The organism is Cedecea neteri, assembly GCF_000757825.1.
GTDB lineage: Bacteria > Pseudomonadota > Gammaproteobacteria > Enterobacterales > Enterobacteriaceae > Cedecea > Cedecea selenatireducens.
On record NZ_CP009451.1, the window covers coordinates 4424725 to 4440719 of the forward strand.

General features: G+C 55.4%; 16 protein-coding genes, 1 tRNA gene and 1 riboswitch. Of the genes, 10 read left to right on the plus strand and 7 right to left on the minus strand.

Annotation, left to right across the window (positions count from 1 at the left end):
• Position 1: 1 nt before the first annotated feature.
• Together JT31_RS20430 and JT31_RS20440 are read right to left on the minus strand one after the other, a co-directional pair.
• Complete coding sequence (locus JT31_RS20430; protein WP_038481465.1) at positions 2-637, minus strand: acyl-homoserine-lactone synthase; 636 nt, start codon at positions 635-637, stop codon at positions 2-4.
• A gap of 558 nt (positions 638-1195) precedes the next feature.
• Positions 1196-1271 (minus strand) — tRNA-Asn (locus JT31_RS20440).
• Positions 1272-1462: 191 nt separating this feature from the next.
• Between JT31_RS20440 and JT31_RS20445 the strand changes: the two genes are divergently transcribed.
• From JT31_RS20445 to zigA, 8 genes are all read left to right on the plus strand, one after another.
• Positions 1463-1828, plus strand: a complete 366-nt coding sequence (locus JT31_RS20445; RefSeq protein WP_038481471.1) for a hypothetical protein — start codon at positions 1463-1465, stop codon at positions 1826-1828.
• A gap of 48 nt (positions 1829-1876) precedes the next feature.
• Entirely contained in the window at positions 1877-3763 is a 1887-nt protein-coding gene (locus JT31_RS20450; protein ID WP_038481474.1) for a protein-disulfide reductase DsbD family protein, read from the plus strand.
• A complete protein-coding gene (locus JT31_RS20455) occupies positions 3760-4389 on the plus strand; it encodes a DsbA family protein (protein WP_038481477.1) in 630 nt (209 codons plus the stop codon). The genes JT31_RS20450 and JT31_RS20455 overlap by 4 nt, the downstream gene beginning before the upstream one ends.
• Positions 4379-4882 carry a protein disulfide oxidoreductase gene (locus tag JT31_RS20460; protein ID WP_038481480.1) on the plus strand — a complete coding sequence of 168 codons (504 nt, stop codon included), beginning with the start codon at positions 4379-4381 and terminating at the stop codon, positions 4880-4882. Before JT31_RS20455 ends, JT31_RS20460 begins: the two co-directional genes overlap by 11 nt.
• A 255-nt stretch (positions 4883-5137) precedes the next feature.
• A complete protein-coding gene (gene nac / locus JT31_RS20465; RefSeq protein ID WP_038481483.1) occupies positions 5138-6055 on the plus strand; it encodes a nitrogen assimilation transcriptional regulator NAC in 918 nt (305 codons plus the stop codon).
• Positions 6056-6161: 106 nt separating this feature from the next.
• Positions 6162-7106, plus strand: a complete 945-nt coding sequence (gene cbl, locus JT31_RS20470; RefSeq protein WP_038481486.1) for an HTH-type transcriptional regulator Cbl — start codon at positions 6162-6164, stop codon at positions 7104-7106.
• A gap of 385 nt (positions 7107-7491) precedes the next feature.
• The gene (locus JT31_RS20475; protein ID WP_038481490.1) at positions 7492-9036 is read left to right on the plus strand and encodes a methyl-accepting chemotaxis protein; all 1545 of its coding nucleotides are present in this window, start codon (positions 7492-7494) and stop codon (positions 9034-9036) included.
• Between the two features lie 144 nt (positions 9037-9180).
• On the plus strand, positions 9181-10401 hold the full coding sequence (gene zigA, locus JT31_RS20480; protein ID WP_038481493.1) for a zinc metallochaperone GTPase ZigA: 1221 nt from the start codon (positions 9181-9183) through the stop codon (positions 10399-10401).
• 44 nt (positions 10402-10445) lie between these two features.
• Here zigA and JT31_RS20485 read toward each other — a convergent pair whose 3' ends face one another.
• The 4 genes from JT31_RS20485 to tenA are packed head-to-tail and all read right to left on the minus strand — an operon-like array spanning position 10446 to position 13589.
• Positions 10446-11378 (minus strand): ABC transporter substrate-binding protein, encoded by a 933-nt coding sequence (locus tag JT31_RS20485; protein WP_038481496.1) that lies wholly within the window; start codon positions 11376-11378, stop codon positions 10446-10448.
• 26 nt (positions 11379-11404) lie between these two features.
• On the minus strand, positions 11405-12175 hold the full coding sequence (locus JT31_RS20490) for an ABC transporter permease (protein ID WP_038481499.1): 771 nt from the start codon (positions 12173-12175) through the stop codon (positions 11405-11407).
• Positions 12172-12912 carry an ABC transporter ATP-binding protein gene (locus JT31_RS20495; RefSeq protein ID WP_038481502.1) on the minus strand — a complete coding sequence of 247 codons (741 nt, stop codon included), beginning with the start codon at positions 12910-12912 and terminating at the stop codon, positions 12172-12174. Before JT31_RS20495 ends, JT31_RS20490 begins: the two co-directional genes overlap by 4 nt.
• Positions 12909-13589, minus strand: coding sequence for a thiaminase II (tenA, locus tag JT31_RS20500; RefSeq protein ID WP_038481504.1), 681 nt, complete (start codon positions 13587-13589; stop codon positions 12909-12911). Before tenA ends, JT31_RS20495 begins: the two co-directional genes overlap by 4 nt.
• A 59-nt stretch (positions 13590-13648) precedes the next feature.
• A riboswitch (TPP riboswitch) is annotated at positions 13649-13750 on the minus strand.
• 162 nt (positions 13751-13912) lie between these two features.
• On the opposite strand from tenA, the gene JT31_RS20505 reads away from it, so the two are divergent.
• A complete protein-coding gene (locus JT31_RS20505; protein WP_038481507.1) occupies positions 13913-14935 on the plus strand; it encodes an LLM class flavin-dependent oxidoreductase in 1023 nt (340 codons plus the stop codon).
• A gap of 270 nt (positions 14936-15205) precedes the next feature.
• The gene (locus JT31_RS20510) at positions 15206-15508 is read left to right on the plus strand and encodes a hypothetical protein (protein WP_038481510.1); all 303 of its coding nucleotides are present in this window, start codon (positions 15206-15208) and stop codon (positions 15506-15508) included.
• Here JT31_RS20510 and JT31_RS20515 read toward each other — a convergent pair.
• A complete protein-coding gene (locus JT31_RS20515) occupies positions 15501-15833 on the minus strand; it encodes a gamma-glutamylcyclotransferase family protein (RefSeq protein WP_038481513.1) in 333 nt (110 codons plus the stop codon). The two genes, JT31_RS20510 and JT31_RS20515, sit on opposite strands and share 8 nt — an antisense overlap.
• Positions 15834-15995 lie beyond the last annotated feature (162 nt).

Consider the following 15995-nt stretch of genomic DNA (forward strand, 5'->3'; position numbering starts at 1 on the left):
ACTACAGGTGGTTGAGCTGTGTAAGCGTGTCGCGCAGCCATGCGCTGTTGTTGTCTTTATTGATAATGTCTTCGATAATCTGTTGATTGGCGGGCATAAAAATATAATAAACCGCCTCGCCCTTCTCTGAGAGCCCTTTCTGAATCACCTCAACCTTCCAGTCTGCCTGACGGAAAATGGCGTACATCCCACGACTGGTTACCGCGTGCATGCCGGGATAGCCGTTTTTAATGCAATACATAATCATCGCCAGGAATAAGGCTTTGCTGGCGGGCAGGGTGCGTAAATTACCGTCGTCACGACGTTCTTTGTCGAGGAATAATCGGGTGATTTCACAGCATGGAATATCTTTTGGTAAACTAATATTATTGAAATATTGATGAAATATTTCATCGGTCATTGTCGGGTATTTAGCGTCAATAAAGCGCGCGCCACAAAACAATTGGCCTTCCGACATGCCCATTAAATAAGTTGTATTCTCGTTATCGAACTGATCTCTTTCCAGATTATCTTCACATTTCACATCCCATTCGAGCCGTTCATGAAATGTTTTTTTGCGCAACGCATACAGCTCCCGGGCAAGACCTGGGTGTAAATCATTATGATGACTTATAAAAAATTCAATTGCAGAACACATAGCGTATCCCTGTATGTGGAAGTCCCCCTGTACTTAAAGACAGCTTTTTTTTGCCTAAGGCCTTCTCTAAACTAAAAAAATCCTGACCGGCCGCGCCAACACGCAAACTGGTCAGGCGGTCAAAGACCTGAGCAACACCAAGGGAAATGTTCACAGATTATTATCTAGTACACCGATTTCCCGATGCACAAGATTGTAAGCACTTGTAATTTTACATTACGAAAAATAAAAATAAAGAAAATTAAGCCCTCGCTCATGCGGGGGCTTTTCTTTTATATCTCTCAGGATCGCTACACGTTCTCCGCCGTTCTCTACAATATGCCGCATTTCTTCGTGAAAATTTACTAACATAACGGCCTGCAGGCGGAAAATTATTTTATAAAACAGAGGGCTTTGATCGCGCGAAAAGCGTACGGCACAGTTGAATAGTAGCCGACGAATTAAAAAAGTGAATGCCTTGCGCGAGGGAAAAGTGAATTTTGTGAGGGCGTAAAGGCTGTATGAAAAATCCAGATGCAAAAAGCCCGCTTAAGTTTCCTTAAGCGGGCTTCTTAAATATGGCTCCTCTGACTGGACTCGAACCAGTGACATACGGATTAACAGTCCGCCGTTCTACCGACTGAACTACAGAGGAATCGTGTGAACGGGGCGAATATTAGCGAGGGCGCTCTGGCTTGTCAAAGCCTGCAAGACATCTTTTGCATCGTTTGCCGATAAAACAATCAACCCCCGGCTAAAATCAGTCCCCGACATAACTTTACAGCGCAAAGATTGCCAATCTTTCACCAGCCGCTAAGATAGGCCGGGTTAAACAGTGAGGGCCTAATGGTAAAACAGCAGCGTATAGGAATATGGTTTCTTTGTCTGGCATGTGTCGTGGTACTGGTTTGTACCGCACAACGCATGGCGGGCCTGCACGCGTTGCAGATGCAAACCGTTGCCAGCGCCGTTGTTGCCCAGTCCGAAAGCCCACAGGCCGACAGTGACGCCCCGGTCACGCCCTGTGAGCTGAGCGCCAAATCACTGCTGAGCGTGCCGCCCGTATTATTTGACGGCGCCTTATTCGTATTCTGCCTGCTGCTTTCACTGCTGGCACCCGTGCGTTCCACGCGAATGCCGTTTTCCCCTCCAAGAGCGACTTCACCTCCCACCCTCAGGGTGCATCTACGTTTCTGCGTATTCCGTGAATGACAGACCGGCTGTTACCGACAGTTAGTTAATCATTTACGGAGAAAAAACATGTTTAATCGCTTCAGGCAGGCGCTGCTTTGCCTGCTTATGCTATGGCTGCCCGTATCCTGGGCGGCAGAGGCCGGCTGGCAACAATCACCGGATAACGATCACGCCAGCGTCAGGCTGCGCGCGGACACCACAGCCAATAACGAAACTCGTCTTCTGCTGGACGTAAAGCTTGAGAAAGGCTGGAAAACCTACTGGCGCTCGCCGGGAGAAGGCGGCGTTGCGCCGTCTATTGCCTGGCAAGAGGATATGCCAAAGGTGGAATGGTTCTGGCCCACGCCTGCGCGCTTTGACGTCGCCGGAATAACGACCCAGGGCTATCACGACCGGGTCACCATCCCGATGGTTATTCATGGCCGTGCGCCGGAAACCCTTCGCGGCGTGCTGACGCTTTCCACCTGCAGCAACGTTTGCCTGCTGACCGATTATTCCTTTACCGTCACCTCTACGGCTGCGGACGCTACGTTTGCTCACGACTTCGCTCAGGCGATGGGGCAGGTGCCGGTTGAAGGCGGGCTGACGGATTCGCTAAAAGCGGGCTACCGCCAGGGAAGCCTGGTTATCGACGCCGTGCGTGCCGGAGGCTGGACGAATCCGGGGCTTTATCTTGACCCACCGGAAGATACGGATCTGGGCAAGCCGACCTTCCGCATCGACGGCGACACGCTGCAGGCGACGGTGCCGGTGAGCGACGGCTGGGGCGAGGGTGCGCCAGATCTACGCGGTAAATCGGTCACTCTGGTGCTGGCTGACAGCGGCATCGCCCAGCAAAACACGCTCACTATTGGTTCGGCTCCCGCCGCTGCTGGCGGAAACGACGCGTTCCCGCTCTGGCAGGTGGTGCTGATGGCGCTGGTGGGCGGTCTTATCCTGAACCTGATGCCGTGCGTGCTGCCCGTGCTGGGCATGAAGCTCGGGTCTATTCTGCTGGTTCAGCAAAAAGACAGAAGTCTGGTGCGCCGCCAGTTTTTAGCCTCGGTTGCAGGAATTATCGCTTCCTTTATGGTACTGGCCTTGTTGATGACCGCCCTGCGGCTGACCAACCAGGCGCTGGGCTGGGGCATCCAGTTCCAGAACCCGTGGTTCATCGGCTTTATGGCGCTGGTGATGCTGGTGTTCAGCGCCAATCTGTTTGGCCTGTTCGAGTTCCGGCTTTCCTCCAATATGAACACTCGCCTGGCTACCCAGGGCGGCAACGGCATGGCCGGGCATTTCTGGCAGGGTGCTTTTGCCACGCTGCTGGCAACGCCGTGCAGCGCGCCTTTCCTCGGCACGGCGGTAGCCGTTGCGCTGACCGCTTCCTACCCGGTTCTGTGGGGGCTGTTCCTGGCATTGGGACTGGGCATGAGCCTGCCGTGGCTGCTGATTGCGCTTCGTCCCGGCCTTGCCATGCGCTTACCGCGTCCGGGGAAATGGATGAACTGGCTGCGCCGCGTGCTTGGCCTGCTGATGCTCGGGTCGGCTATCTGGCTGGCAAGCCTGCTGCTGGTGCATTTCGGGGTTTCTGGCGGCAAGCCCGCGCAGGAAAATATTGCCTGGCAGCCGCTCAGCGAACAGGCGATTCAGGACGCGCTGGCGCAGCATAAACGTGTGTTTATCGACGTCACCGCCGACTGGTGTATCACCTGTAAAGCCAACAAATACAACGTGCTCAATAAAGAGGACGTGCAGGCCGTGCTGCAGGCTCCGGACGTGGTTGCCCTGCGCGGTGACTGGACGCTGCCGTCCCCGCAAATCACCGACTTTTTAAGAAGCCGCGGCCAGGTTGCCGTGCCTTTCAACCAAATTTATGGCCCAGGCCTGCCGGAAGGCAAAGTGCTGCCCACGCTGCTGTCTCGCGACTCGGTTCTGACGACCCTGGATGAAGCCAAAGGAACAACCCAATGAAATACGCCTTTATTCTGATCCTCTCTCTGTTCTCCGGCCTGGCGCTGGCGGCAAAAGAAGAGCCCGCTCCGTTTTCCGCCGAGCAGCAAAAGCAGCTGGAAGTGCTGATTGAGCAGGCGCTGTTTAATGACCCGGCCAGCCCGCGCTTCGGCGCCAAAAAACCGGTATTAACCCTGGTGAACTTCACCGATTACAATTGCCCGTACTGCAAGCAGCTCGACCCGATGCTGGAGAAGATTGTGCAGAAATATCCCGATGTGGCGGTGATTGTGAAGCCGCTGCCGTTTAAGGGAGAAAGCTCCGTGCTGTCGGCGCGAACCGTGCTGACCACCTGGCGTCAGCATCCCGAACAGTTTCTGGCGCTGCATGAAAAGCTGATGCAGAAGAAGGGCTATCACGATACGGCGAGCATCGCGGTAGCCGTTGAAAAGAGCGGAGCAACCGCGGTAAAGCCGGATGAAAAAAGCATGGAAACCTTAAGCACCAACCTTCAATTAGCGCGCATCGTCGGCGTGCAGGGCACGCCAGCCACCATTATTGGCGATGAAATGATCCCCGGTGCGGTGCCGTGGGAAACGCTGGAAGAAGTGGTCAAAGAAAAGCTGGCGGCCGCCCGTGGCAAGTAAGCTGCGGCGCTGGCTGCGAGAAGGATTAATTCTGCTGGTGCTGCTGGCGGGCGTGATGCTGGTAATGGACTGGTGGCGCGCACCTCAGTCACCTCCCGCTTTTGACAGCACCCCGCTGTACACGCTAGACGGGCAAAACGTCACGCTCGGTGCGCTGAGTGCGGATCGCCCGCTGCTGGTTTACTTCTGGGCCAGCTGGTGCGCGGTGTGCCGTTTTACCACGCCGGACGTGGCGAAGCTGCAGGCCGAAGGGAAGAACGTGATAACCATTGCGCTCCGCTCCGGCAATGAAAGCGAAGTTTCCCGCTGGCTGGCGCGTAAAGGCGTGAGCTTCCCGGTTATTAACGACGCCGACGGCGCAATATCCCGCAGCTGGAAGATTGACGTCACGCCAACGCTTGTCGTGGTGGATAAAGGCAAGGTGGTGTCTACAACCAGCGGCTGGACGAGCTACTGGGGAATGAAAATGCGCCTGTGGTGGGCCGGGATGTGAATAACCGTGTCGGTTTATAACCGGCACGCTGTTTTCAGTCTCAGAAATGCACCCTCGTGGTGCATTCATACCTCTTATGGGGCATAAGCAAAACCCCAGTTTCATTAATCATCCCCGAAGGCTTTATTAGTTTCTCTTATTATCCAGCCTGTTATCGTGTTTGTGCCGTAAACGAGAAATGTGGCAAGCATATTGCAAAACCTTCTACGACATCACTGCCATGACTGGCGCTGGCATTCCGTAATAGGGGGCAAAATGAATTTAAGACGACTGAAGTACTTCGTAAAAATCGTTGATATTGGCAGCCTGACCCAGGCGGCAGAAGTACTGCATATCGCACAGCCGGCGCTCAGCCAGCAGGTTGCCACCCTGGAAGGGGAGCTGGATCAGCAGCTGTTGATCCGCACCAAACGAGGCGTAACGCCGACGGAAGCGGGAAAAATTCTTTATGCTCATGCGCGGACCATTCTGCGCCAGTGTGAGCAGGCGCAGCTGGCGGTTAATAACGTCGGCCAGACCATTAACGGGCACGTCTCCATTGGCCTGGCGCCTGGGATGGCAGCCTCCTCTATTACCATGCCGCTGCTGCAGGCCGTGCGTGCCGAGTTGCCGGATGTGCAGGTTTATCTGCATGAAAACAGCGGGTCGCAGCTTAACGACAAACTGCTCAGCGGGCAGCTTGATATGGCCGTTCTGTATGACCGCACGCCAACGGCCGGGCTAACCAGCCAGCCGCTGCTGAAAGAAGATTTGTTCCTGGTGGGCACCCGTGACTGCCCGGGCACGACGATAGATTTGTCTGACGTTGCCGCCATGGATCTTTTCCTGCCACGCGACTACAGCGCGGTGCGCAAACGGGTGGATGAGGCTTTTTCCCTGCGCCGCCTGACGGCAAAAATCATCGGCGAAATCGAGTCAATTTCGACGCTAACTGCGGCGATTGCCAGCGGTATGGGCGTGACCGTGCTGCCGGAATCTGCGGCTCGTTCGCTTGCCGATTCGGCCAGCGGCTGGATGGCACGCATCACCAGTCCGTCGCTAAATTTACCGCTGTCGCTGAACCTTTCCGCGCGTTTACCGCTTTCCCCTCAGGCCCAGGCGGTAAAAGAAATTCTTATGTCTCTGGTGACCCGCCCGGCGCTGGAAAATCGCGAGCTGATGCTGGTGGGTTAAGTTCGCTTATTACTAAATGGAATAGGTTGCTGGTTTTTATTATTTGTCCCGCCGGGGCTGTGACTTTAACAATGGTGTAAAGAACAGTCACGATCCCGGGGGCGATGTGAACTTCCAGCAACTTAAAATAATCCGCGAGGCGGCGCGGCGGGACTACAATCTCACCGAAGTCGCCAACATGCTTTTCACCTCTCAGTCCGGCGTCAGCCGTCATATTCGCGAGCTTGAAGAAGAGCTGGGCATTGAAATATTCATTCGTCGCGGCAAACGGTTATTAGGTATGACCGAACCGGGCAAGGCCCTGTTAGTGATCGCCGAACGCATTCTTAATGAAGCCAGTAACGTTCGTCGCCTGGCCGATCTCTTCACCAATGACACCAGCGGCGTGTTAACGATAGCCACGACCCACACCCAGGCTCGATATAGCCTCCCGGTGGTGATCAAAGCCTTTCGCGCATTATTCCCCGAAGTTCGCCTCGAGCTTATTCAGGGTACGCCACAGGAAATTGAATCCCTGCTGCACAGCGGGGCGGCTGATATCGGCATCGCCAGCGAACGCCTGAGCACCGACCCGCTGGTGGTCGCCTACCCGTGGTTCCGCTGGTATCACAGCCTGCTGGTGCCGCAGGGGCATCCGCTGATTCATACCAGCCCGCTGACGCTGGATGATATCAGCCGCTGGCCGCTGATCACCTACCGCCAGGGGATAACCGGCCGTTCACGCATAGATGAGGCGTTTGCCCGCAGAGGCCTGACGGCTGATGTGGTGCTTAGCGCCCAGGACTCCGACGTGGTGAAAACCTACGTCGAGCTCGGCCTGGGGATTGGGCTGGTGGCCGACCAGGCCAGCGGTGAAGAAGGGAGTCTGGTACGCCTGGACACTCGCCATCTGTTTGACGCCAACACCGTGTGGCTTGGCATTCGACGCGGGCAGCTGCAGCGAAACTATGTCTGGCGCTTTATTGAATTGTGCAACCCGGAGCTTTCGGTCGACGAAATTAAGCGCCTGGCGCTTGAGCCCGAAGAACCCGCCATCGATTATCAAATCTGATATGCCCATACCCTAATTGTGGTATTTGTGGCGTTGTTAATAAAATATTAAATAATTAAATAAAGCGGTGCGCGGTGAATTTATATTTACCGCGCGCTTGCTGTATTTTTAAAAATAGTGTTGAGAAAGTTTCTCGCTGAGAAAAATAAGACAGAAAAACGCTCCCTATCGCAAATTATCGATCAATTGCGATTCAATTAATAGCTCTCAGCTATCTATGTGGCCTGACCATACGAAAAAACCGATCAAATTCATAAAGTTAATCAGAATATATCCGATAAGCCTGTACGAGGTGCTTCCATCCCTTTGTGCTATTTATTTTCTGCTGTTTCGACCGCAGAGGATTTTGCGCATTCATAAAAATACGCTTCCCAAGGGAGAAAAAATGTCACTACATGATGTAAAAATTCGCAGCAAATTAACGCTGACGATCGCTATTTTTATTGTGCTGATGGTATTCAGCTCGGGGCTTTCTTTACTCAGCCTCAGCAGGGCAAATACCGGCATCCAGACCATTGTTAACAGTGATTACCCGACGACCGTTAAAGCCAACGACCTGATTGATAGTTTCCAGGAGTTTGTTAATACGCAGCAGCTGATGCTGCTGGACGAAGCGGGCGTCTTTCGTCAGAAGTCAGAAAAGCACCTGGCCGAAATTAGCGCGCACATTACCGCGCTGCTGGCCGATTTAAACAAATCCAGCACCGACGCGGCTTCACAAAAAGCATTGCAGGAGCTGACTGGCATCCGTAAAGAGTATCTGGACTCGCGTTTTCGTATTTTACAGGCGGTGCAGCAGAACAACCGGGCCGGCGCGCTGCAGGAAATGATGGCCACTACCATTCAGATTCAGGAAAAATACAAAGATAAGGTGCAGGAGCTTATCGTCATCCAGAACCAAAAGATGGCCGCCGCCGGGCTGCAGGTGGATAAAGATTACCGATCCAACCGGCTCGTCACCGTCCTGCTGACGCTGCTGAGCATTGCGCTGGGTACCCTGATTGGCATGTTCATCGTGCGCTCCATCACCCGCCCGCTGGTTCAGGCCGTTGAGTTTGCCGAGGCGATTGCGGAAGGTGACCTTACGGGCAGCATCACGGTGACCCATAAAGACGAAACAGGCGAACTGCTGCAGGCGCTGATGAGCATGAAAGTGCGCCTGCAAGAGATTGTCCATCAGGTTCAGCAGGGCTCGGAAACTATCTCTTCTGCCGCCGCGCAAATCGTGGCCGGTAACCAGGACCTGGCGGCGCGTACCGAAGAGCAGGCCAGCTCGGTAGAGGAAACGGCTGCTTCTATGGAGCAGATTACCTCTACGGTGAAAAACACCTTTGACCACACCAACGAGGCAACCAAACTCTCATCCGAAGCCGCGTCGGTGGTGAAAAACAACGGCCAGATGATGTCTCAGGTCACCAGCAAAATGCGCGTGATTAACGAAACCTCTAATCGTATGTCGGACATCATTAACCTTATCGATTCCATTGCGTTCCAGACCAATATTCTGGCGCTGAACGCGGCGGTGGAAGCGGCTCGCGCGGGTGAGCACGGCCGCGGTTTTGCGGTGGTGGCCGGTGAAGTTCGCCAGCTGGCGCAGAAAAGCGCCTCGTCCGCGAGCGAGATCAGAAGCCTGATTGAAAACTCGAGCACCCAGACCCGTGAAGGGATGGGCCTGGTGGAGAAAGCCAACGCGCAGATTGCCGGTATGATCGAAAACGTGCAGGAAATGAACACCATCCTCGGCGAAATCAAGCAGGCAAGCCAGGAGCAAACCGACGGCATTTCCCAGATCAACAGCGCCATTGGCATGATTGACTCAACCACCCAGCAGAACTCCGCGCTGGTGGAAGAGTCGGTGGCGGCGGCGGCGTCGCTTAACGACCAGGCAAAACAGCTGCGTGACCTGGTGCGCGTGTTCCGCCTGCAATAACCTTTCACCCCTTCTTTAAGCCAGCGCCCGCTGGCTTTTTTCATTTCTAGCGCCTGCTTTTTTCGCTTCCGGCATGACAACATTCATCATTATTGTTATGTTATAACATATCAATAATAACGACATGGTCGGTAAGGAGTTGCAATGTCATCGTTTACACAGGCCCACAAAGGGGCGAAAAAGCTGCCCGTTACCGTGCTGTCCGGTTTTTTGGGCGCCGGGAAAACCACGCTGCTGAACCATATTTTAAACAACCGGGAAGGGCGCAGGGTGGCGGTGATCGTCAACGATATGTCCGAGGTGAACATCGACGCGGCGCTGGTGCGTGAGGGAGGCTCGAGCCTGACGCGCACCGACGAGAAGCTGGTGGAGATGAGCAACGGCTGCATTTGCTGCACGCTGCGCGAAGACCTGCTGGTGGAAATTAGCCAGCTAGCCAGAGAGGGCCGCTTTGATAACCTGGTGATTGAGTCAACCGGGATTTCTGAACCGCTGCCGGTCGCCGAGACGTTTACCTTTGTGGACGACAAGGGTGAGAGCCTGTCCGATATCGCGCTGCTCGACACCATGGTGACGGTGGTGGACGGATATAACTTCCTTCGTGACTATGAATCTTACGAGAGCATTCAGTCGCGCGGGGAATCGATGGGGGAAGAAGACGAGCGCACGGTGGTTGACCTGCTGATTGACCAGATCGAATTTTGTGATGTGCTTGTCCTCAATAAAACCGATCTTATTAGCGACGAAGAGAAGCGCCGCCTGATGTCCATGCTGCATTCCCTTAACCCGAGGGCAAAAATTATTACTTCGGCGTTTAGCGAGGTAAGCCTGGACCAGGTGCTGAATACCGGCCTGTTTGATTTTGACGCCGCCGCACAGGCTCCGGGCTGGCTCAAAGAGCTGCGCGGGGAGCACACGCCCGAAACGGAAGAATACGGCATTCGCAATTTTGTCTTTCGCGCTCGTCGTCCCTTCCACCCGGCACGTTTCCAGATGGTGACCGACGGTGGGCTAAAAGGCGTTATTCGATCCAAAGGCTTTTTCTGGCTGGCGAGTCGCCCTCATCATGCCGGATCCTGGTCCCACGCGGGCGGCGTGATGCGTCAGGGGCTGGCGGGAATGTGGTGGGCTGGTATTCCCCGTGAACGGTGGCCGCAGGACCCAGAAAGTCTCCAGCACATTTTAAACAACTGGGAAGACGGCATCGGCGATGCGCGGCAGGAAATTGTCTTTATCGGTATTGATATGGATGAGGCTGTTTTGCGTGAGAAGCTGGAATATGCGCTGCTCACCGATGCCGAGATGGCGGAAGGTCCCAAAGTCTGGGCACGCTATTACGATCCGATAGATGCCTGGTTTGACTGACCGAATTCCCGGCCGCTCGTTTGCAGGCGGCCGGGCTATCTGGCTTAGTGCAGTTCTACGGCGTAGTCGTCTACCGGCGTGATTTTCTTGATCAGCTTGTTATCAAACAGGAACTGTTCGTAAGCCTGGTAGCGTGCACGGTCCAGTTTTGCCGGGTCAGCGGCAAACAGCGGCAGGCTTGCCTGCCAGGCCTGTTTGTTCAGCTCGGTATTCAGCTCCGCGTGGGCTTTAGCAAAGGTCTGCCAGGTTTCCTGCGGATGCGCCTGCAGGTACTCGTTGCCTTTTTTCAGCGCGGCGAGGAATTTTTTGATTTTAGGCTCGTTGGCCGCGTTGCGGTTCGCCACGAAAATCAGCTCATCGTAGGCCGGGACGCCGTAGTCCTCGACGTTAAACACCGTCGGCGTTTTACCCTGAAGTTTAAGCTCCAGCGCTTCGATATTGCGATAGCCGCCGATCACCGCATCTACCTGGCCCGCCAATAGCGCGCTGGTCAGCTGGAAGTTGACGTTTATCAGCTTCATTTCTTCCGGCCTGATGTGCTCATGCTCAACCATGGTGGCAAGCGTCGCCTGCTCAATACCGCTCACGGAATACCCTATTTTTTTGCCCTTGAGATCCGCCGGCGATTTGATGTTTTGATCCAGCGTCATCACCGTATTCAGCGGCGAGTTTATCAGCGTGCCCACGCGCACCAGCGGCAGGCCCTGGTCGGCAAAGAAATGCAGCTGCGGCTGGTAGGTGATGGCCAGGTCGGCCTGCCCGGCGGCGACCAGGCGTGGCGGCAGGGCAGGGTCGGACGGCGGGATAATCTTCACATCCAGTCCCTCAGCTTTAAAAGCGCCTATCTGTTCGGCGACCATGATCGGCGCGTGATCGGGATTGATGTACCAGTCGAGCACCAGCGTCAGCTTTTCGGCGGCGGAGGCCTGGGCGGCAAAGGCAGCGGTGAGCAGCAGGCCACAAATCGTTTTTTTCATTTTAATTGGTTCCTTAATTAAGACGGTTATTCAGTGTTTTCAGGCGACCAGGCGATCAACCGCCGCAGCAGGGCATCTACCGCCAGCCAAAGCAGAACGGTCATCAGGACTAAAATAAACAGCGCGGCAAAACAGACGTCGGTTTGCATACGGGCGTTGGCGTTGAGCATGACGTAGCCCAGCCCTTCGGCAGAGCCGACCCATTCGCCAATAATTGCCCCGATGGGGGCCACTGCTGCCGCCATGCGCAGGCCTGATCCAAAAGCAGGCAGCGCCGCCATCAGCCGCACGTGCCTCAGCTGTGCCCAGCGCGAAGCGCCCATGGTGCGGGCCAGATCCAGATAGTCGTTGTTCACCCGACGCAGCCCGTCAAAGAACGACGACACCACCGGGAAGAAGATAACCAGTACGGCCATCGCCACTTTGGCGCTCATGCCAAAGCCAAACCACAGCACCAGCAGCGGAGCCAGGGCGAAGACCGGGATTGCCTGACTGGTGAGCACCAGCGGCATTAGCCAGCGCTGCAGGCGGGGGGAAAACATCATGCCCAACGCCAGGCCTGCGCCGAACAGCACGCCGAGGACAAGGCCGCTGATAATCTCTGAGGCGGTGACCAGCGTGTGCCAGACGAGATAGTCGCGGCCATGCCATAACGCCAGCGCCACCGCTGAAGGTGAAGGCAAAAGAAAGGCGGGAATATTGCCGAGGGTGAGCAGATACCAGAGCAGCAGCAACCCGGCGAAGACGGTCAGCCCCCGGCACAGGCGAGTAGCATGACTTTCTGAGGGTGACCTCATTCTGCGGCCCTCATCAGCTGTTGCAGCAGGCTGGCCTGGCTTTTCAGCAGGTCAACATCGTCCGGCGCGCGAGGCGGTTGCCCGGCAATAACATGCGTATCATCGAGGCCCGCAGGCCAGCGGGACAGCACCAGCAGGCGGTGGCTGAGCCGACAGGCTTCCATGGGATCGTGGGTGATCAGCAGCACGGTGTTTTTTACCAGCAGCTCCGCCGCCAGATCCTGAATCGCCGTTCGGGTAATGGCGTCCAGCGCCGAAAACGGCTCGTCCATCAGCACTATCGGCCGCCGTTCGTAGAGCGTTCTGGCGATGGCAGCGCGCTGCCTCATACCACCAGACAGCGCGGCGGGCAAAGCTTTGGCATAGCCCGCCAGCCCAACCTGCTCAAGCAAATGCGCCGTCCACTGGCGATCAACAGCCTCGCCACGCAGGCGCGAACCCAGGGCCACGTTCTGCTCGATGTTCAGCCACGGATAAAGCAAATCTTTCTGCCCCATCCAGGCTATGCGTCCGGCAACGGGCTGGTCGTCGCTGCAGGTCACGTTTCCGGCACTGGCCTGCGCCAGCCCGGCGATAATCTTCAGCAGGCTGGTTTTACCGGCACCGCTCGCGCCCAGCAGGGCAACGAAGCTCCCGCCAGGAATATCAAAATTCAGCCCTTCAAAAATGGTCTGGCTGCCAAACCGCAGGCTGAGATCGCGAACCTGAATGCCCGGCGAGACATGGCTTTCGGTCATGAGGCGTTCAGCCCCATTTGCCAGAAGGCGGATTCAAGCTGCGTTGCGGTGGTGAAAATTTGCGAAAGCTCGGCGAAGCGGCTCTCTGCCCCACGCTGACGCCCTACGTTTTCAAGTAGCTGAACAGCGGCCTGCACCCCGGCCAGGTAACCCTCATCGCCATAGTTACGGATCCAGGTGGCGTAGGGGTTGCCCTCCATTACCGTATCGGGGCTGTGCAGCAGGCCAAGTCCGATTTCGGCATAGCCAGCCACGCAAGGCAGCAGGGCGGCCAGCAGATCGAGCGCGTCACCTGAATGGCCGATATCCAGCACGTAGCGGGTGTAATTCATTGTTTCCGGTGCTTCCGCCTGGGCGGCCATCTGCTCCTCGTCTAAACCCCAGCTTGCACACCAGGCCACATGGAGCGGCAGTTCAGAGACTATTGCATTCAGAGAGGCGGTCGCGGCGCGCATTTCGGGCAGCGTGCGGAGCTTGCTCACCAGCAGGGCATAGGCACGGGCAAAGTGGATCAGGAAAAGGTAATCCTGGGTCAGATAGCGCTGAAATGCTGCTTTGGGCAATGTTCCGACGGCAAGCTGCTGCAGAAAAGGATGATCGACGTAATCCTGCCAGTGGCGACCGGCCTGCTGACGCAGCCGTCCGTAAAGACCGTTTTCGAAAAGTGGGGTGTACATGGGACCTCCTGTGTAAGTGGAGATCCGGGCGCGCAGAGGTATGAACAGGCAATAACACAGGCGAAATTGCCGACCGTCCCTTCGCTGGCATGACCCAGATCAGGTTCAAAGGGTTCGGCTTACGCCATCTCAGCCCATACAGGACACCCCTCGGAGGTGCCTGTTATACGACATTTACTTTTTGATTACAATCGTCAGGCGCTGTGCCTGGCCCCGATCAAACCGGTGATTCGTTTAGTGCGGTATCTCAATATTTTGCTGGCGTTTGGGGCGAAACTTTTGTCACTGTAGGCCGATTACCCCGAGTCTAAGGACGATATCCGATGAAAAAGATTGGCTTTCTCTCGTTTGGCCACTGGTCGCCCTCTGCCCAGTCTGGCACCCGCTCTGCGGCAGACACGCTGCTGCAATCTATCGACCTTGCCGTTGCCGCAGAAGAGCTTGGCGCGGACGGGGCTTACTTCCGTGTGCATCACTTCGCTCGCCAGCTTGGCTCGCCATTTCCGCTGCTGGCAGCCATTGGGGCAAAAACTAAACGTATTGAAATCGGCACTGGCGTTATCGATATGCGTTATGAGAATCCGCTTTATATGGTGGAGGATGCCGGTGCTGCCGACCTGATTTCCGGCGGACGTCTGCAGCTTGGGATAAGCCGCGGCTCTCCTGAGCAGGTGATCGACGGCTGGCGCTACTTTGGCTATGTGCCCGGAGAAGGGGAAACCGAGGCCGATATGGCTCGCCGCCATACTGAGGTGTTCCTCGAAGCGCTGAAAGGCGAAGGCTTTGCCGAGCCGAACCCGCAGCCGATGTTCCCCAATCCTCCGGGGCTGTTGCGCCTTGAGCCGTTTTCTGCCGGACTGCGCGAGCGAATCTGGTGGGGAGCAAGCTCCAACGCGACCGCTGTGTGGGCCGCGCAGTCAGGGATGAACCTGCAAAGCTCGACGCTGAAAACTGATGAAACCGGCGAGCCGTTCCATATCCAGCAGGCGAAGCAAATCCGCGCCTATCGTGCCGCCTGGAAAGAGGCTGGCCATGCGCGTGAGCCGCGCGTCTCCGTCAGCCGCAGCATCTTCGCGTTAATTGATCAGCGCGACCGCAACTACTTTGGCGGCAGCGGCAAAGAAGGCGACCAGGTGGGCTACATCGACCCACAAACAAGGGCTATTTTTGGCCGTAGCTACGCCGCTGAACCAGAACTGCTCATCAAGCAACTGGCGCAGGATGAAGCGATTGCCGAAGCCGATACGCTGCTGTTAACCGTGCCAAACCAGCTGGGCGTGGACTATAACGCGCACGTGATCGAATCTATTCTGAAGCACATCGCGCCGGAACTGGGCTGGCGGTGAACTTCGAAGATATTGTGCTGAGTGACGCGCTGAATAAAGACCTGCATGATTTAAGCTGACGTCTGTATGTTTCCAGGCCTGCCGTGGGAGACCCGGCGGGCTTTTCTATTTTGGAAAAACAAAAGGCAGGTCTACTATTTTTGGTAGGTTATGGTTTTTATTTAGCGGCATTGAATCGTATTAGAAGAGGTTATTATATACGGCGCATTACCGTACTGAATAAGCCAGATAACTGGCGTTTACATATAAACATTATAAAGGGATAGCGTTGTGTTGAAGAGACTGGTCACGGGGCAACTCAGTTTGCCGATGACGTTTTGGGGATGGGGTTTTTGCGGGGGATTTCTTCTTGGGCTCGTAGGTATCGTCGGGATACATGCCAACCTCCCTGCTCTGGTGCCGCTGAGCTATCTGCTTAAAATAGTGCTGTTTAGCGCGGTATTATCCGGCGTGACATGCATTCTTCGCAGAAAAATCACCGTATTTGGCGTGCTCGCATTTCTGGTTGTCCTCGTGCAGGTCGTCATGGGCGTCGTGATGGCCGTTGGGCTTTCTTCTTTGTTATTCAAATAACCCGTGGCTGTAGCTGATAAATCCAGGCGGTCACCGTCCTGCCATCAAGCGTGGTGACATCAATCTCTACACGATCGTAACCGGCCTCGAACTCATCCAGCATCGGCCAGTGTTCGTGCAGGTTGGGAGATATAAACAGATAGCCGTGCACCTCCGGGCCGTTCTTGTCCAGCAAGATGCCGGGAAAATCGGCGGCGGCTCCCCAACCTTTTTCATAAAAAGTCCCGTTCACGTAGCCAGGCCGCCACTCTCCGCCGATGTTCTCCATGATATGTGCATTAACATGGCCAGGCCGAAGCGTGCCGTAGACAAACAATGATTCCATTTTTCCTCTGGCTCCTCTGACTTGGATCGACTTGCCAGTAACTGGCTAATAAATAAGCTAAACCTGAATTTCCCTTCCGTCAAGACTACCAGAATGACCACCAATAGTTGTAGTTTACATAAATCTGGATTGAGTGAACCTTGGGTATTCGAGCTTTGCGTT

Excerpts from the sequence above, each read along its gene's own strand:
- JT31_RS20450 (WP_038481474.1), top strand. The coding sequence starts at position 1,877 with ATGTTTAATCGCTTCAGGCAGGCGCTGCTTTGCCTGCTTATGCTATGG.
- nac (WP_038481483.1), top strand. The coding sequence starts at position 5,138 with ATGAATTTAAGACGACTGAAGTACTTCGTAAAAATCGTTGATATTGGC.
- tenA (WP_038481504.1), bottom strand. The coding sequence starts at position 13,589 with ATGTACACCCCACTTTTCGAAAACGGTCTTTACGGACGGCTGCGTCAG.
- JT31_RS20490 (WP_038481499.1), bottom strand. The coding sequence starts at position 12,175 with ATGAGGTCACCCTCAGAAAGTCATGCTACTCGCCTGTGCCGGGGGCTG.
- JT31_RS20430 (WP_038481465.1), bottom strand. The coding sequence starts at position 637 with ATGTGTTCTGCAATTGAATTTTTTATAAGTCATCATAATGATTTACAC.
- JT31_RS20505 (WP_038481507.1), top strand. The coding sequence starts at position 13,913 with ATGAAAAAGATTGGCTTTCTCTCGTTTGGCCACTGGTCGCCCTCTGCC.
- JT31_RS20515 (WP_038481513.1), bottom strand. The coding sequence starts at position 15,833 with ATGGAATCATTGTTTGTCTACGGCACGCTTCGGCCTGGCCATGTTAAT.
- JT31_RS20445 (WP_038481471.1), top strand. The coding sequence starts at position 1,463 with ATGGTAAAACAGCAGCGTATAGGAATATGGTTTCTTTGTCTGGCATGT.
- JT31_RS20455 (WP_038481477.1), top strand. The coding sequence starts at position 3,760 with ATGAAATACGCCTTTATTCTGATCCTCTCTCTGTTCTCCGGCCTGGCG.
- JT31_RS20495 (WP_038481502.1), bottom strand. The coding sequence starts at position 12,912 with ATGACCGAAAGCCATGTCTCGCCGGGCATTCAGGTTCGCGATCTCAGC.
- JT31_RS20485 (WP_038481496.1), bottom strand. The coding sequence starts at position 11,378 with ATGAAAAAAACGATTTGTGGCCTGCTGCTCACCGCTGCCTTTGCCGCC.
- zigA (WP_038481493.1), top strand. The coding sequence starts at position 9,181 with ATGTCATCGTTTACACAGGCCCACAAAGGGGCGAAAAAGCTGCCCGTT.
- JT31_RS20475 (WP_038481490.1), top strand. The coding sequence starts at position 7,492 with ATGTCACTACATGATGTAAAAATTCGCAGCAAATTAACGCTGACGATC.